At 66.7% G+C, this 15021-nt stretch carries 13 protein-coding genes and 1 pseudogene; 6 read left to right on the top strand and 8 right to left on the bottom strand.

The annotated features are described in order from the left end of the window. Positions 1-77: 77 nt before the first annotated feature. From EH231_RS30985 to EH231_RS30975, 3 genes and pseudogenes are all read left to right on the top strand, one after another. Positions 78-896, top strand: coding sequence for a fructosamine kinase family protein (locus tag EH231_RS30985; RefSeq protein ID WP_090429111.1), 819 nt, complete (start codon positions 78-80; stop codon positions 894-896). 268 nt (positions 897-1164) lie between these two features. Continuing rightward, positions 1165-3366 (top strand): AAA family ATPase, encoded by a 2202-nt coding sequence (locus EH231_RS30980; RefSeq protein WP_090429108.1) that lies wholly within the window; start codon positions 1165-1167, stop codon positions 3364-3366. 108 nt (positions 3367-3474) lie between these two features. After that, positions 3475-3879 (top strand): annotated as a pseudogene (locus EH231_RS30975) (carotenoid oxygenase family protein); the annotation flags it as partial. 4 nt (positions 3880-3883) lie between these two features. Here EH231_RS30975 and EH231_RS30970 read toward each other — a convergent pair. Further along, positions 3884-6019: an acyltransferase family protein gene (locus tag EH231_RS30970; protein WP_090429106.1), complete on the bottom strand. Its 2136-nt coding sequence runs from the start codon at positions 6017-6019 to the stop codon at positions 3884-3886. 81 nt (positions 6020-6100) lie between these two features. Here EH231_RS30970 and EH231_RS30965 point away from each other — a divergent pair, with 81 nt between their 5' ends. From EH231_RS30965 to EH231_RS30955, 3 genes are all read left to right on the top strand, one after another. Then, positions 6101-6526 carry a guanyl-specific ribonuclease gene (locus EH231_RS30965; protein WP_234927350.1) on the top strand — a complete coding sequence of 142 codons (426 nt, stop codon included), beginning with the start codon at positions 6101-6103 and terminating at the stop codon, positions 6524-6526. After that, positions 6523-6801: a barstar family protein gene (locus EH231_RS30960; protein ID WP_124713972.1), complete on the top strand. Its 279-nt coding sequence runs from the start codon at positions 6523-6525 to the stop codon at positions 6799-6801. The genes EH231_RS30965 and EH231_RS30960 overlap by 4 nt, the downstream gene beginning before the upstream one ends. Positions 6802-7006: 205 nt before the next feature. Then, the gene (locus EH231_RS30955) at positions 7007-7540 is read left to right on the top strand and encodes an adenylate/guanylate cyclase domain-containing protein (protein WP_090429099.1); all 534 of its coding nucleotides are present in this window, start codon (positions 7007-7009) and stop codon (positions 7538-7540) included. A gap of 8 nt (positions 7541-7548) precedes the next feature. On the opposite strand, the gene EH231_RS30950 is transcribed toward EH231_RS30955, so the two are convergent. The 7 genes from EH231_RS30950 to EH231_RS30920 form a co-directional block, all read right to left on the bottom strand. Then, positions 7549-8628, bottom strand: a complete 1080-nt coding sequence (locus EH231_RS30950) for a phosphodiester glycosidase family protein (RefSeq protein WP_090429096.1) — start codon at positions 8626-8628, stop codon at positions 7549-7551. 63 nt (positions 8629-8691) lie between these two features. Beyond that, positions 8692-9423 (bottom strand): TMEM165/GDT1 family protein, encoded by a 732-nt coding sequence (locus tag EH231_RS30945; RefSeq protein ID WP_090429094.1) that lies wholly within the window; start codon positions 9421-9423, stop codon positions 8692-8694. A gap of 302 nt (positions 9424-9725) precedes the next feature. Beyond that, positions 9726-12116, bottom strand: a complete 2391-nt coding sequence (locus EH231_RS30940) for an ATP-binding cassette domain-containing protein (protein ID WP_124713971.1) — start codon at positions 12114-12116, stop codon at positions 9726-9728. 3 nt (positions 12117-12119) lie between these two features. After that, entirely contained in the window at positions 12120-12551 is a 432-nt protein-coding gene (locus EH231_RS30935; protein ID WP_205867693.1) for a VOC family protein, read from the bottom strand. After that, positions 12548-12991 carry a helix-turn-helix transcriptional regulator gene (locus tag EH231_RS30930; RefSeq protein ID WP_409543820.1) on the bottom strand — a complete coding sequence of 148 codons (444 nt, stop codon included), beginning with the start codon at positions 12989-12991 and terminating at the stop codon, positions 12548-12550. The genes EH231_RS30935 and EH231_RS30930 overlap by 4 nt, the downstream gene beginning before the upstream one ends. 16 nt (positions 12992-13007) lie before the next feature. Next, positions 13008-14255 carry a PQQ-dependent sugar dehydrogenase gene (locus tag EH231_RS30925; protein WP_124713970.1) on the bottom strand — a complete coding sequence of 416 codons (1248 nt, stop codon included), beginning with the start codon at positions 14253-14255 and terminating at the stop codon, positions 13008-13010. Next, positions 14233-14952: a pirin family protein gene (locus EH231_RS30920; RefSeq protein WP_124713969.1), complete on the bottom strand. Its 720-nt coding sequence runs from the start codon at positions 14950-14952 to the stop codon at positions 14233-14235. The genes EH231_RS30925 and EH231_RS30920 overlap by 23 nt, the downstream gene beginning before the upstream one ends. Positions 14953-15021 lie beyond the last annotated feature (69 nt).

Raw genomic sequence — 15021 nt, 5'->3', positions numbered from 1 at the left:
TGGTGGTACCAGCCCTTCCAACCCCAACCGCCACCGAAAGCCGCATAGTCAGAGGGTGCGTCGGTAGCCTGGCCGATATGCCCAATGCGGCGGACCGGGCCGACGTCTTCGTCAAGCGCAATGACTCGGCGCCGCCTGGGTTCTTCGCGGCCGAGGCGGCCGGACTCAGATGGCTCGCCGTGAAGGGTGGCGTGCCGTGCGTCACGGTAATCGATTACGACGCAAACTCATTGACCCTGCGGCGGCTGTGCCCGATCACACCCACCGCCGATGCCGCGCGGGTCTTCGGCCAGAGATTGGCCCATACTCACGACGCTGGGGCACCGGCTTATGGCTGCGGGCCAGACGGCTACGACGGCGACGGGTTTTTCGGGCCGATGTCCCAGCCATTGTCAATGTCGTTGGCCCGCAAAGATTCATGGGGAGCCTTCTACGCCGATGAGCGCTTGATTCCGATGGCGCGGCTGGCTGCGCCCAGGCTGAGCGCCACGGCGCGGACCGCGATCGCGGAGGTGGCTGACCGCTGCGGCGCGGGTGCGTTCGATGACGACGACGTGCCGGCCAGGCTGCACGGGGATCTCTGGAGCGGCAACGTGATGTGGACCGGTGACGGCGCTGTGCTGATCGACCCCGCCGCGCACGGTGGCCATCGTGAAACGGATCTCGCGATGTTGGCACTGTTCGGTTTCCCGTTCATGGATGAGATGCTGGCCGGATACCAGACGGTGCGGCGACTGCGTGATGGATGGGCTGACCGGTTTGACCTGCATCAGCTCTATCCGTTGCTCGCGCATGTGGTGCTGTTCGGCGGAGGGTATGCGGGTCAGGTCGAGTCGGCGGCGCGACGCGTCCTGGAGAAGGCTGAGGCTGATTCCCCGCCGGATCGCATCGGTTGACAGATTCGCCGCTCACTGGCAAGGGCGAGCGCCCTCGCAATGCCGTACAGCAACATTGCTTCGGCAGGATGGCAGATGCATCCACATTAACTGGCGCGCGCGTCAATATGTCGATGCCCAGTACAGCCTGATAAAAGTACTCCTTCAAGGTTTGCGACGGATGCGAAATTGAAGACGAAAATTCTTTCCAGCAATTAGGTGATGAAGGTCACATTAGTGTTAAGTTGCCTGAGATCAACCTGAGAAGGCGGCCGAAAGGACTGGTCAGATGGCAGTCAAACACCGTAGGCAGCGGCGGCGCGTCAAGAGGGTCGCAACCCTCGGTGCGGCAACCGCAACAGTCACCGCGCTTACGGTTGGTATTGCTCCACCGCCGGCTCAGGCCGCCGCGGTCCAGCGCGATCTCCGGCTGCAATCCGGGGTCCAGATCTTCCCGCCGCCCGACCAGATCCCGGACCTCACCGGCGGCTTCGGGACCCAGGTCTACAACCAGTTCCAGACCGTCGGCGCGCAGCTCGAAACGGCGTTCGTCAACAACTTCAACCTGCTCGCGCTCCTGCAGGCCGCCGGAATCGATCCGACCGCCGCTGTCGAGGGCCCGCTCAATGACGCGCTGGGTGGAGCGCTCGGCGGTGCCCTTGGCGGATTGCCCATCGGCGACCTGGCCGACGCTCTCGGAATCGACCTCGACGACCCGCTGTCGTCGGCCGGGATCAACCTGATCACCACCGGCGGGCCGTTCACGCTGCTGCGACTGCTCGGTGTCGACCTCGGGTGGGTGCCGTCCTTCCCGAATTCGGTGGCCGACGAGATCAACAACACCGACTACCTCGACATCAGTCTCGAGTCTCTCTTCACGGCGCTCGGCCTGCCCACGAGTGGGGCGGCGTTTGCAGCTCTGAAAGTGACCTTCAAGCTCCTCACCGGCGTGGATCTGCCGGCCCTCAGCACGAACGTCGCCGACGTGCGGATCCCCATCGTGGCGGGCTGGGGATTCGGTGCCTTCGCCGCAGGCGCGGCGTATCAGCAGGTGGTCGACGATCTGCCGAATCAGCCCGGCGGGGCCAACTACACCGGCACCAACCCGCTTCTGGGCAGCTTCACGATCATGCCGATGCTCCTGATCGACAACCCCGGCCGGGCCAACGGCGGCATCTTGGCCCGTGCCTACCCGTTGTTCGGGCTGTTGGGCATCAACACCGTGACCCCCGATACTCAGGTGCAGAGCAGCGGGACCAGCATCATCGGCGACGTGCCGGTGCTCGGTGATGTGCCGTTGCTCGGGCTCACCCTCGGTGGCGCCAACCTGATCCCGATCAAGATCGATGCGACGGCCGAGTATCTCCCGCTCTCGGATTTCGCCGCCTGGCCCAACCCGTTCACCATGGCGAACAACGTTGCGGCAGGACTGTTCCCGACGTACATCCTGCGAAACCAGTCGCTGGACACGCTGGGCACAGTGCTGGTCGACCAGATCGTGACGCAGCTCGGCGCGGACATCACCGACTATCTGGCCGATCCCGGGGACGATCCTCAGCTGGGCCCCAAACTCAACATCTACGTCACGATCCCGGCGCAGAGCCTGCCGCTGCTCGAGCCGACGTACCTCGCGGTTGATGTCGTCAACCTCTTGACCGGCGCCAATCTCAACAACCCGATCGGGACGGCGCTGAGCCCGGTGCTCACCAGCCTGGTCAACCTCGGCTACACCGATGTGTACTACAACGAGCAGACCGGTGTGTATGACCGCACGCTCGACGAGGCCGATATCCCAACGGCTTTCGGCACACTTCCGGCCGATGTCGACTGGGCACAGGTTCCGGGGCATCTGGTCAACAACCTCGTGACGGGCATTCAGAAGGCGATCAGTGACGGCCTGATCAACCAGAACCCCGTCCCGAGCCCGATCCAGCAACTGCTCGGCCTGCTCGGGGTGGGTAACTCGCTGACGACCGGAGGAACCGGACTGGACCTCTCGGGTCTCACCGACGCGCTGAACGGCCTCACCCAGGGGGCGTTCAACAACGTTGGGACACAGAGCCTTGCGAAGACGGGCTTCGAGCCCCACGGCATCACGCAGACCGACGTCGGTTCGGACACCGTCAATCTGAAATCTGTCGTGGATGAACCCGCTGTGGGTGACACAAAGGTGAACGTGGACAACGGCACCAAGAAGCTCACGACCGCAGCCGATGATGCCCGCCAGGAGGTCGAGAAATCGGTCAAGGAGGCCGGCGCGCGTGCGAAGGACTCGGCAGAGAAGGCGCGTGAGCGGACGGCGAAGGCGGTCAAGGACGCCCAGGAGAGGGTGAACAAGGTCGCCGAGGATGGTCGCAAGCAGATCAAGTCCGCGGCCGATGGAATCCAGAAGGGCGCTGAGAAGGCGGTCAACGACGTGAAGGACAACGTCAAGAAGGCCGGCGACTCGGTGAAGCCCGCCAAGAAGACCGAGAAGAAGGACGCCGCCTGAGCGACCGACCGGTCGCCGGAAACTGCGATTGACCGGTGACTTCGGCAAGGCGTGGGCGCGGCAGGCCCGCCGGACCCGGCGTCGACGCTGAGCAGCGGCCCCGACGACCGTGTCGTGGCTGAACCGTTGGCCCAGATGGGTTGCGAGTTCCCGCAGATCGATCAGCGCCGCTCAACTCAGGCGCACTCGGTGACGTATGTGACGGTACCGAGTGACGGGGAGGGCAGCGGGGAGGGAATCGGCCGCTTCGACCATGCCGGCGGCAGCGTGCAGGCCTACTGCCCGCCCGGCCACAAACTGGTCGAGCCGATCTTCGTTCCGCGGCCGGGCAGCAGCGCCGAGGACGACGGATGGGTGCTGACGGTGGGCTACGACGAGACCCAACACCGCAGCCGGCTCATGGTGTTCGACGCTCCGCGCGTGGACGCCGGGCCGATCGCGGAGGCTTGGCTGCCGTTCCACCTGCCGATGAGCTACCACGGTGCGTTCACCGATCGGGTGGCCAGGTTCTAGAACGCTAGTTGGGCGCCAATGCGCTTTCGGTCAGGCGGGCCATCACCGGCGACAGCAGTTGCGCGTACTCGGCGGTGATGTGGTTGTCGTCGCGGAAGACCAGGGTGTTGCCGACGATCACCGGGCAGCGTCGGTCGGTGCAGAAGTACTGGTCCAGGCGCGCGTACTGCCCACCGCCAGCCTGCACCGCTGCGGCCTCGGCGGCAATCCCATTGTCGTTCACGGCGATCGGACGGTCGGGCGCGCAGGCTGAGGCGTCGTCCATGTGCGCCGACAAGCACGTCGGGACCGTCGTGTGCGGGTCGGGTACGGGGCCGAGCACCAGGACCCGCGCTCCGGTTCCGCGCAACTGCGACACCAGTCGCGTCAATCCGTCCAGCCAGGTCTGGTCGTAGCTGACGAACCCGAAATCCGCGCCGTAGCGGCGGACCACGTCGAGCACGATCAATGCGGGACGTTCCTTGGCGATCCGGGTCAGCACGTCAGCCCGCCACTGCTTGCATTCGGTGAACTCGCGTCCGAGATAGGGGCTGAGGATCGGGAGCTTCATCGGTGGGCAGGTGACTTTCGCGAAGGTGTCCAACCGCCAATGCGATTGCCGTGCGGCGGTTTCCAGGGCCGGCTGCCACATCCCCGCATGAGAATCGCCGATCAGGGCGACTTTGGTGGCCGAGTTGACGTCCCCGGACGTGCAGTCGGGTACGGCGACGTCCATCCAAGACAGGACACAACCGTTGACGAACGCCTCGGGTTTGGTGATGTTGCCCAGCGGCGGTGACAGATTCGACGGCACGGCCCCAAGGTCAGCCGAGGCGGCGACAGCCGCCTGCACCTGCTGCTCGGGAGTCAATGGCGGAGCGGCCGCGCGCGCAGGTCCGATCGCGGCGACGGGAACCGCTGCCGGACCAGATGCCGTCGGCACCGGACGTACCGCCAACAGCACCAGCCCCGCACAGACGGCCACTCCGGTGGCTGTCGCGCCGACGGCAAGGCTGCGCCACGACGATCCCCGCAGCGCCGCGGCGAACCGGGTCGGGTTCTCGACGAGGTGCAGCGTCAGGATCGCCAGGCCCAGCGCCATCACCATCATCGCCAGCCGACCGGCCAATCCAAGGCCGTGGCCGAACAGCGCGGGCGCCAACAGCAGCACCGGCCAGTGCCACAGGTACCACGAGTACGACAACCGGCCGATGCCACGCATCACCGGTTTCGACAGCAGCCGTCCCACACCCAGATCGGGTATCGCACAACCCGCCCCGATCACCAGCGCGGTGCCCATCACCGGAAGCAATGCAGCCGACCCGGGGTAAGGCGTGGCCGTGCCGAGCTGCGTGCAGGTCGCCAGGATCAGTGCCAGACCACCCCAGCCGACCAGCGCCGCACAGACCGGCGGCAGGCTGCGCCAGTGCGCCGCGGTCAACGCGACCAGACCGCCGGCGGCCAGCTCCCAGGCGCGGGTCGGCAGAGAGAAGAACGCCCAGGGCGGCATCGTCTGGGTCCACGAGAGCGACACCATCAGCGAGGCGGCGGCCACCACCGCCAATACGCATGCGTACGGGACGGCCGAACGGGTGCCCCGGCCGCTGCGGGTCAGCATCCAGGCAGTGCCGAGGATCAGGGCCGGCCACAACAGATAGAACTGTTCCTCGACGCCGAGCGACCAGTAGTGCTGCAGCGGAGACGCCGCCGTCTCCGCCGCCAGATAGTCGGTGCCCTCCGCCGCGAAGCGGTAGTTCCCGACGTACAGGGCGCTGGCGATCGCGTCGGCCAGCACCGAGCGGGCCCGCAGCGGGGGGAGTAGGAGAGTGGCCGCCATCGATGTCGCGACCAGGACCAGAGCGGCGGCCGGGAGCAGGCGCCGGGCGCGTCCGGCATAGAACCGCGTCATCCGCACCGTCCCGGTGCCCGAGGCCTCGCGCCACAACAGCCCGGTGATCAGGAATCCCGACACGACGAAGAACACGTCGACGCCGATGAACCCGCCATCGAATCCGGGCACCCCGGCGTGAAACAGCACCACGGCGAGTACCGCTACCGCCCGCAGCCCCTCGATGTCAGGGCGAAACTGCTTGTTCGGCAGCGCTTTCCGCCCGCTCGCGGTGCTGCCGCGGCGGGCCGTGGGCTCCGCAAGGGTGGTCACTCTGTTCACTCGAGTAACGATCGTCGCACGGCTGGCGCCGTTGACCCCGGATTTGCGGGGCCTGTTGCTAGCCTCATGCCGATGGGACGATCGCGCATTGCGGCGCTGGCAGTGCTGTGCGGCCTGCTTTCGGGCTGCTGCGCTCCGACTCAACCCACGTCATCTCCGGCGGTCTCGGCACCGGCATCACCGGCGAAGTCAGCGGCAGCGGACGGCACGTGCGACCTGGGTGGCCTTCCGCCGGAGGCGGACAAGACCGTAGAGCTGATCCAGTCCGGTGGGCCGTTTCCGTACCCGCGCAACGACGGCGTCGTCTTCGGAAACTACGAAGGCCGGTTGCCCAAGCATGAGCGCGGCTACTACCGCGAGTACACGGTCCCGACGCCCGGCAACAAACACCGCGGCAAGCGGCGCATCGTCACCGGCGGAGCACCGCGGAACGACCCGCCCGAGTACTACTACACCGGCGACCACTACGAGTCCTTCTGCCTGATCGGAGGCATGTGAAGACGTATCGGATCGATGGGGCCAAGGTTGCCTCCAAGGCGGACTTCTTCACCGAGATCGGCCGTGCGGTCAACGGCGACGGCGGTTACTTCGGCTCGAATCTGGATGCGCTGGCCGACTGCCTGCGCGGTGGCTTCGGCACCCCGGACAACCGCAAGTTCCGGTTCGTCATGACGTCCTACCGAAATATCAAAGAGGCACTCGGGCAAGACACCTGGAGCACCGTGCTGTCGATCTTCGCCACCGAAGGCGTCGACCTGTGGCTGGAGAACTGACCCTGAAGCCGACCAGCAAACCCCACGGATAGCGGCTTACGCGCGTCCCACGGGCGCAACAGCGCTTCGGCCGCGGGTTGGCAACAACGTTCTGCGGCAACGGTGTTGACCATAGAGACGCAACCTGCGGAAAGTGGTTACGCTGGCGTTCTGTGTGCCATCTGGCGCGGGATATCAAGCGAGAACCGGCAGGAGCAACGCGCGCGTGACCGAACAGCTGTCGACCGAGAAGGCATGGCTGATGGCCCGCACCGAGGGATCCGCACGCCTGTGGCAAACGCAACCCGCGGACATGGCGGCCGCGCTTCCGTATTTTCGGGCGACGATGACCCACTTTGTCGCGCTCCACGGCGGGATCCTGTCGACGAGGCAACCCGCCTGCGACGGTTTCACGGCCACCTTCGACCGTGCCGCTGACGCGGTGTCCTGCGCGCTGTACCTGCAGTTGACGCCGTTGGATCCGTTTGACCTGTGTATCGGCGTGCACACCTCACGCACCGGTACGAAGCGCTTGCGCGACATCGCTCACGGGGGACAGACGTTGATCTCGGGCACGACGGCGTCAGCGGTTGCCGGCGATCTTCCCGCGGGCGCGACACTGAAATACCTTGGCAGCCAACGCATGGGAGACGCCGAGCCCCAGGAACGACTTCTACAGCTGTGTCACCCGGGATTGCGTAAGTACCTGCAGCCCCTGCGGATGCCGAATGCTGTTCTGGCCGAGATCCTGGTGAACTAGCCGGCCGCTCAGTTGAAGGCGAGCCAGCTGGGCAGTGCCCGCTCGCGCGAGTCGCACAGCACCTGCCGGGTATCGCAGTTCCCGCGGGGCGACCCGGCGCCGCTCCACATGCCGCCGGAATCGCGGCGCAACACGATCGCCGACGAGCCGCCACCGTCGAGCAGCAGGGCGTTGTCCGCGCCCAGGCCGCGGAACAGGTCCTGGATGTTGTCCGGCGTGTAGCTGCCGCCCTGGAACACGAACAGCTGATCGGCGGCCCGGTTGTAACCGACCGCGGTGCGCGCCGCACTGGGGCCCGGGTCGTTGAGCTGACCGGTGTCGCCAGGGGCGAGCAATCCGATGCCGGCCACTGCCACGAACCGGGCGTTCTGATCCAGCAGCCGCTGGATCACCGGGGAGGCCGAGTCATAGTCGTCGGGTCCCTTTGGCATCACCACATACGGAGCGCCGCCCATCGGCAGGATCATGGTGGCCAGCGCCGCCCAGCGTTCGTCGCCGCCGGACAGGCCCTGCTTGCCTGCATACGCCAGGGTGCCGGTGACCGCGGTATTTGCCCGGCCCTGCCCGCGGGTGTTGTCCACGTACGCGCCCAGCGGGGATGAGCACTTGGTGTCGCGCCACGATCCGCCCTGCTGCCCGCGCACGTCGAAGAAGTTGGCATTGACGGCGATGGTCGGCTGCCCCAGCACCTGCCACGCGGCGAGGGGCGCATAGGTTTCCGACGCCTGCCAGAGTCCCTCGCTGGTTCTGGCTCCGGGGGTGCGCTCGCAGCGGGACTGATAGCCCTGATGGCTGTCGACCAGCAGGCGCGGGTTGAGCCGGCTGGAGGCGTTCTTCATGGCCATCAGGTGGCCGCCGTTGTTCAGCGTGTAGGCGCGGCCGTCGGCGGACAGGAACGGTGCGGCGAACTGGCCACCGAAGTTGTAGACGAGGTAGGCGCCCTTGGTGTTGGCGATCGCGCCGAGCAGCAGTGCCCGGGCGTCCTCGGCGCGCGCGACGGGGGAGCCGGTGGTGGCTAATGCCACACAGACGGCAACGGCGGACGCAGTGGCGACCGCACGCTTGAGGAGTTTTGCCAGGCCTGGCACGAACTACACAATAACCACACAGGAAACTCTGTCAACATGCGTAACAGCCTGGTCACGGTTGGGTCAAGGGGCGATCGCACCTGGTTGATCGGAGTTAGCTGGTTCGGCCGCCTGGGGCTTGCGCATCACCGCCGGCCGCAAATGTGGGGGCAGCGCACGCAGGCCCGCCGCGCACAGCGCTGTCACGGCAATCGCACCCGCGGTGGTCGCCAATACCGGGGCCGTCGGGAACGCGCCCTCCAGCAGCATCGCCAGACCGAAGATGACGAACAGCGCCGCCGCGCCCAGCTGGATCACGCGCTCGGGCAAGTGCTTGCCGGCGATCGCCCCGACCACGATGGCGAGTGCGTCGGCGGCCACCATGCCGATGGTGGAACCGATCCACACACCCACCCAGTCGTTGTCGGCGGCGAGCGTGATGGTTGCGAGCATCGTCTTGTCGCCGAGCTCGGCGAGCAGGAAGGCCGAGGTGACGGTGAAGAACGCCGGGGCGGTCGAACGCTGGGCACGAGTCGCCTCATCGTCGGACAGCTTGTCGCCGCGCAGGGTCCACAGCCCGAAGAACACGAACGCCACCCCGGCCAGGATGCCGAGCAGGTGCGTCGGCAGCGCAGCGCCCAGGTAGTGGCCGACCGCGACGGAGATCAGGTGAACTGCGGTGGTGGCGGCGGTGATACCGACGAGCACCACCCACCAGCGGTAGCGCAGTGCGAAGGTCATGGCCATCAGCTGCGACTTGTCGCCGAGTTCGGCGACGAAGATGACAGCGAAGCTCAAGAGCAGAGCAGCGAGCACTCAACAACTCCTCGGTCGTTGGGTGCCGTTGGGGGCTTATCCATATGCCTCCGGCCGGCAACCCAATGGTCTACGGCCGAAGGTCTCGCCCACCGGCCGTGACCGGTTCGGATAACCGGGCCGTTGATGCATCGCTGCGCGGCCAGTATGTCGAATATCCGATTGGGGGCTACTCCCCTTCGCTGTTGTCCACCATACGCACCTCGGACGGGGCGGCGCAAACCGTCCCATCCGAAAGTGCTTATTCGACAATAAGTTTGGGGATCAACACCGGAAAGTTCGGACGCCCTGACAATGTTGGTTCAGTTACCCACATATTCGGCGAGGTGTTGCCCCGTCAGTGTGGCGCGCTCGGCGACCAGATCTGCCGGGGTGCCTTCGAAGACGACGCGACCGCCGTCGTGTCCGGCGCCCGGTCCCAGGTCGATGATCCAGTCGGCGTGCGCCATCACCGCCTGGTGATGCTCGATCGCGATCACCGACTTGCCCGAATCCACCAGCCGGTCCAGCAGTCCGAGCAACTGCTCGACGTCGGCCAGGTGCAGGCCCGTGGTCGGCTCGTCGAGGATCAACGTATCGGCCTTGTCGGCCCCGGTGTCGCCGAGGCGCGCAGCGAGTTTGAGTCGCTGCCGCTCACCACCGGACAGTGTCGTCAGTGGCTGCCCGAGCGTCAGGTAACCCAGGCCCACATCGGCCATCCGTGACAGGATCTTCTGTGCGGCAGGAACTTTCGCATCGCCTTCGCCGAAGTACCGCTCCGCCTCACTGACGGGCATGGCCAGGACCTCGGCGATGTTGCGTCCGCCGAGGGTGTATTGCAGCACCGACGCGCCGAACCGCTTGCCCTCACACTCCTCGCACGTGGTCTCGACGGTGGCCATCACCCCGAGGTCGGTGTAGATCACCCCGGCGCCGTTGCACGCAGGACAGGCCCCCTCCGAGTTCGAGCTGAACAGTGCCGGTTTGACGTCGTTGGCCTTCGCGAATGCCTTACGGATCGGGTCGAGCAGCCCGGAGTAGGTCGCCGGGTTGCTGCGGCGCGAGCCGCGGATCGGGCTCTGATCGACCACCACCACGCCGTCCCTGCCTGCCACCGAGCCGTCGATCAACGAACTCTTGCCCGAGCCCGCGACGCCGGTGATCACCACCAGGGCGCCCAGCGGGATGTCGACGTCCACATCGCGCAGATTGTGGGTGTCGGCCCCGCGGATCTCCATGGCGCCGTTGGCTTTCCGCACTGAATCCTTCAGCCCGGCGCGGTAGCCCAGGTGGTGGCCCGTGACGGTGTCGCTGGTTCGCAGGCCCGCAACACTGCCCTGGAAGACCACCTCGCCCCCGGCCGATCCAGCGCCCGGACCCAGGTCAACGACATGGTCGGCGATCGAGATCGTCTCGGGCTTGTGCTCGACCACCAGCACGGTGTTGCCCTTGTCCCGCAGGGCCAGCAGCAGATCGTTCATCCGGGCGATGTCGTGCGGGTGCAGGCCGATGGTCGGCTCGTCGAACACGTAGGTGACATCGGTCAGGGACGACCCCAGGTGGCGGATCATCTTGACGCGCTGGGCCTCTCCGCCGGACAGGGTGCCCGCCGGGCGGTCCAGCGACAGATAGCCCAATCCGATCTCGACGAACGAATCCAGCGTGTGCTGCAACGCCGCCAGCAGCGGAGTCACCGACTTGGCGGCGGGCTTCTTCGCGAGGCTGCCCAGCCAGGCGGCCAGTTCGGTGATCTGCATCGCGCACAGCTCGGCGATGTTGACACCCTCGATCTTCACCGAGCGTGCGATCTCCGACAGCCGGGTGCCGTCGCACTCCGGGCAGGTGGTGAACGTGACCGCACGTTCGACGAACGCCCGGATGTGCGGCTGCATGGCCTCGACGTCCTTGGACAGGAACGACTTCTGGATCTGCGGGATCAGCCCGAGGTAGGTCAGGTTGACCCCGTCGACCTTGAGCTTGGTCGCCTCCTTGTGCAGCAGCGCGTCGAGCTCCTTCTTGGTGAACTTGTTGATCGGCTTGTCCGGGTCGAAGAAGCCGCAGCCCCGGAAGATCCGGCCGTACCAGCCGTCCATGCTGTAGCCGGGGATGGTCAGCGCACCCTCGTTCAGCGATTTGGTGTCGTCGTACAGCGCGCTCAGGTCGATGTCGTTGACCGCGCCACGTCCCTCACAGCGCGGGCACATGCCGCCGACGATGTTGAAGTCGCGACGCTCCTTGACGGTGCGCCCGCCCTTCTCCAGCGTCACCGCACCCGCCCCGCTGATCGAGGCCACGTTGAACGAAAAGGCTTGCGGCGAAACGATATGCGGAGTGCCCAGCCGGCTGAACAGGATACGTAGCATCGCCCCGGTATCGGTGGCGGTGCCGACCGTGGAGCGCGGGTCGGCGCCCATCCGCTGCTGGTCGACGATGATCGCGGTGGTCAGCCCGTCGAGTACGTCGACCTCAGGGCGTGCCAGGTTCGGCATGAAACCCTGGACGAAGGCGCTGTAGGTCTCGTTGATCAGCCGCTGGGACTCCGCGGCGATCGTGTCGAACACCAGCGAGCTCTTGCCCGACCCCGAGACGCCCGTGAACACCGTCAACCGGCGCTTGGGCAACTCGATGTCGACGTCCTTGAGATTGTTCTCCCGGGCACCGGTGACCCGGATCAGATCGTGGCTGTCGGCGGGGTGGGTCGTGGCGGTGCTCATCGGTTAGGGCAACTCCTGGATTCGGATCATGGTTCCGGCGGGGTCACGGACGGCGCAGTCGCGCACGCCGTAGGGCTGGTCGGTCGGTTCCTGGACGATCTCGGTATCGGTGGCCTGCAGTTTCTCGAACGTGGCATCCAGATCCTTGGTGGCCAGCACGATGATCGAGTACGTGCCCTTGGCCATCATCTCGGCGATCAGGCGGCGCTCGTCGTCGGTGATCCCCGGGTCGGCGGCCGGCGGATGCAACACGATGGAGGTGTCGGGCTGGCCGACCGGCCCGACGGTGATCCAGCGCATCTTGCCGCCGCCGACGTCGAGGCGGACCTCGAAGCCGAGGACATCGCGGTAGAAGGCCAGGGAGGCTTCCGGATCCTCGTGCGGCAGGAAGGTGTTGTGAATTCTGATGGCCGTGTCTGTCATGTCATGTGTCATGCATCCGACGCTAGGTGCAGACCCACCGCAGCCGCTTCTCGATTCCTGATCGGTTTGGTGACGTGCTTCTCCATGCACGACGGCAGGCCATCGGTCACCTCGGCGGTCTGCTCGCGGTAACGGCTGGGCGGGATGCCGACGAGTTCGGTGAACCGGGTGCTGAACGTGCCGAGAGAGGAGCAGCCGACGGCGAAGCAGACCTCGGTGACAGACATGTCGCCGCGACGCAGCAGCGCCATGGCACGCTCGATACGACGGGTCATCAGATAGGAATACGGTGACTCGCCGTAGGCGATCTTGAACTGCCTGCTGAGGTGTCCGGCGGACATGTTGACCCCGCGGGCAAGTGCCTCGACGTTCAGCGGCTGCGCGTACTCGCGGTCGATACGGTCCCGGACCCGGCGCAGCAGCTTGAGATCGCCTAGCTGTTGGTCGGCCACAACGGCGATCGTACGTCTAAGGCGCCAGCCGATACACCGCGCCGGCGTAGTCATCGGTGATGTACACGGCGCCGTCCGGGCCGGCAATCGCGGCCACGGGGCGGCCCCAGCGAGTGCCGTCGTCCGCTTGGAAACCGGAGACCAGGGTCTGCTGCGGGCCCAATGTTCCATTGTGCCAACCGAAGAACGATACCTCGGGAGCCTGCGGCGACTCCCGGTTCCACGAGCCGTGCACCCCCACCAGTGCGCCGGGACCATGGCCGGAAAGCTCGGTGAAACTCATCCCCAGTGGCGCCGAATGCGCGCCCAATGTCTGCTCGACCGGTGCCAGCGCCGCGCAATCCATCTTGTCGCCGTCGGCGTTGGTGTCCATGTCCCGGATGAACCCGGCTGGTGGTGCTCCGTCGGGATTGCAGTAGGGCCAACCCAATTCGCGCCCCGGCGTTACTTTGGCCACTGTCTCCGGTGGGTGGTCGTCCACATAGTCCTGGCGCACCCGGCCCTGTGGATCGGGCACGTTGTCGCGGTTGTTCACCGCCGTCCACAGCGCGCCGTCCGGCGCGAGGGCCAGGCCCGTGCCGTTGCGCACCCCGGTGGCGAACGGCGCCGCAGGCCCACCACCGGGCGGCACCCGCATGATGGTGGCTCGAGGCGGGGTGGCGGTGCGGTCCTCGGCCGAGGTGTTGCCGGTCGATCCGATCGAAAAGTACACCGCACCATCGGATCCCACGACCACGCTCTTGAGTGCGTGGGAATAGGCGCCCCGCAGTTCGGGGCTCTTGGCGTCGGGCAGGTCACCGGCGATGGTGCGGTGGTTGACGGCCCGGCCGTCGGCGTAGTCGTAGGCGTCGATGCGGTTGCTCTCGGCGACATACAGGGTCGTCCCGGCGAAGAAGAGTCCGTGTGGCTGTTCCAGTCCGTCGAGCAGAGTGCGCCGGTCAGGGCGCACCGTGAGCACCTGCCCGGTGGCCGGCACCGACACCAGCAACGCGCCATCGGGGGCGAAGGCGGCCATCCTGGCCTTGGGTACGCGGGCGATCACCTCGATGGTCCAGCCGGCGGGGATCAGCGCCTGGCGCGGTTCGTCGAGCGGGGCCTGGGCGAGTTCGGCGGGGACGTGCAGGGGCGCGGAGGCCAGCCCGGCGGGCGGTTGCGCGGCGCTCGATACCGACGGCGGGGGCGAGGGTTCGGGGTTCGTCCCACACGCGGCCAGCGCGGCCGCGGTGATCAGTGCGATCGCGCTACGCGCCGCCCAAACCCGCATTCATCTCCCAGACCAGGATCTCGGCGTCAGTATCGGCTGTGACCCGTCCGCCCGAATCGGTGAGCCGGGCGGCGTCACCCTCGGCCAGCGGCCCGGATCCCTCCAGCGTGACCGACCCGCGCGCGACGAACACGTGGAGGTAGCGGGCCCGCGGCAGCTCGACCGAGTCACCGGGCTGCAGGCGGGCGCCGTACAGCGTGGCATCGCGGTTGTGCAGGGTGACGGCCGCGGCGACCGCACCGGAGGCGATCGGCGTCAACGTATTGGCCAGCTCTATCTCCTGCTGCTGATAGCTCGGCGTCACCCCGGCGGTATCGGGGAGCACCCACATCTGCACGAAATGCACGGGCTCACTGGAAGATCCGTTCTTCTCGGAATGCTGCACGCCCGTGCCGGCGGACATCCGCTGGGCCAGGCCCGGGTAGATCACCCCGGAGTTGCCCATCGAATCCTTGTGCGCCAACTGGCCCGACAGCACCCACGTGACGATCTCCATGTCCCGGTGCGGGTGGGTGTCAAAGCCCGAGCCGGGCGCGACGATGTCGTCGTTGTTCACCAACAACAGCCCATGGTGGGTGTTGGCCGGGTCGTAGTAGTCGGCGAATGAGAACGAGTGCCGCGACTGCAGCCAATCGGTCGTGCTCGCACCGCGGTCGTCCGCGCGTCGGATATCGACTCTGGACGTCCCGGAAGCCATGGCGTCAGCCTACCGACGGCCTTGGCTGACCAACCGGTGGATCGGGTAGCGCAGGGGCTTAGTGTGTTG

Origin of the sequence: Mycolicibacterium nivoides, from assembly GCF_003855255.1 — a bacterium.
In the GTDB taxonomy this organism is placed as follows: Bacteria; Actinomycetota; Actinomycetes; order Mycobacteriales; family Mycobacteriaceae; genus Mycobacterium; species Mycobacterium nivoides.
This window is presented reverse-complemented; position numbering and strand designations above follow the sequence as displayed.

Bases quoted from the DNA above. Each gene is read 5' to 3' on its own strand.
- EH231_RS30985 (WP_090429111.1), top strand. From the start codon at position 78: ATGCCCAATGCGGCGGACCGGGCCGACGTCTTCGTCAAGCGCAATGAC.
- EH231_RS30980 (WP_090429108.1), top strand. From the start codon at position 1,165: ATGGCAGTCAAACACCGTAGGCAGCGGCGGCGCGTCAAGAGGGTCGCA.
- EH231_RS30965 (WP_234927350.1), top strand. From the start codon at position 6,101: ATGGGACGATCGCGCATTGCGGCGCTGGCAGTGCTGTGCGGCCTGCTT.
- EH231_RS30940 (WP_124713971.1), bottom strand. From the start codon at position 12,116: ATGAGCACCGCCACGACCCACCCCGCCGACAGCCACGATCTGATCCGG.
- EH231_RS30935 (WP_205867693.1), bottom strand. From the start codon at position 12,551: ATGACACATGACATGACAGACACGGCCATCAGAATTCACAACACCTTC.
- EH231_RS30925 (WP_124713970.1), bottom strand. From the start codon at position 14,255: ATGCGGGTTTGGGCGGCGCGTAGCGCGATCGCACTGATCACCGCGGCC.
- EH231_RS30920 (WP_124713969.1), bottom strand. From the start codon at position 14,952: ATGGCTTCCGGGACGTCCAGAGTCGATATCCGACGCGCGGACGACCGC.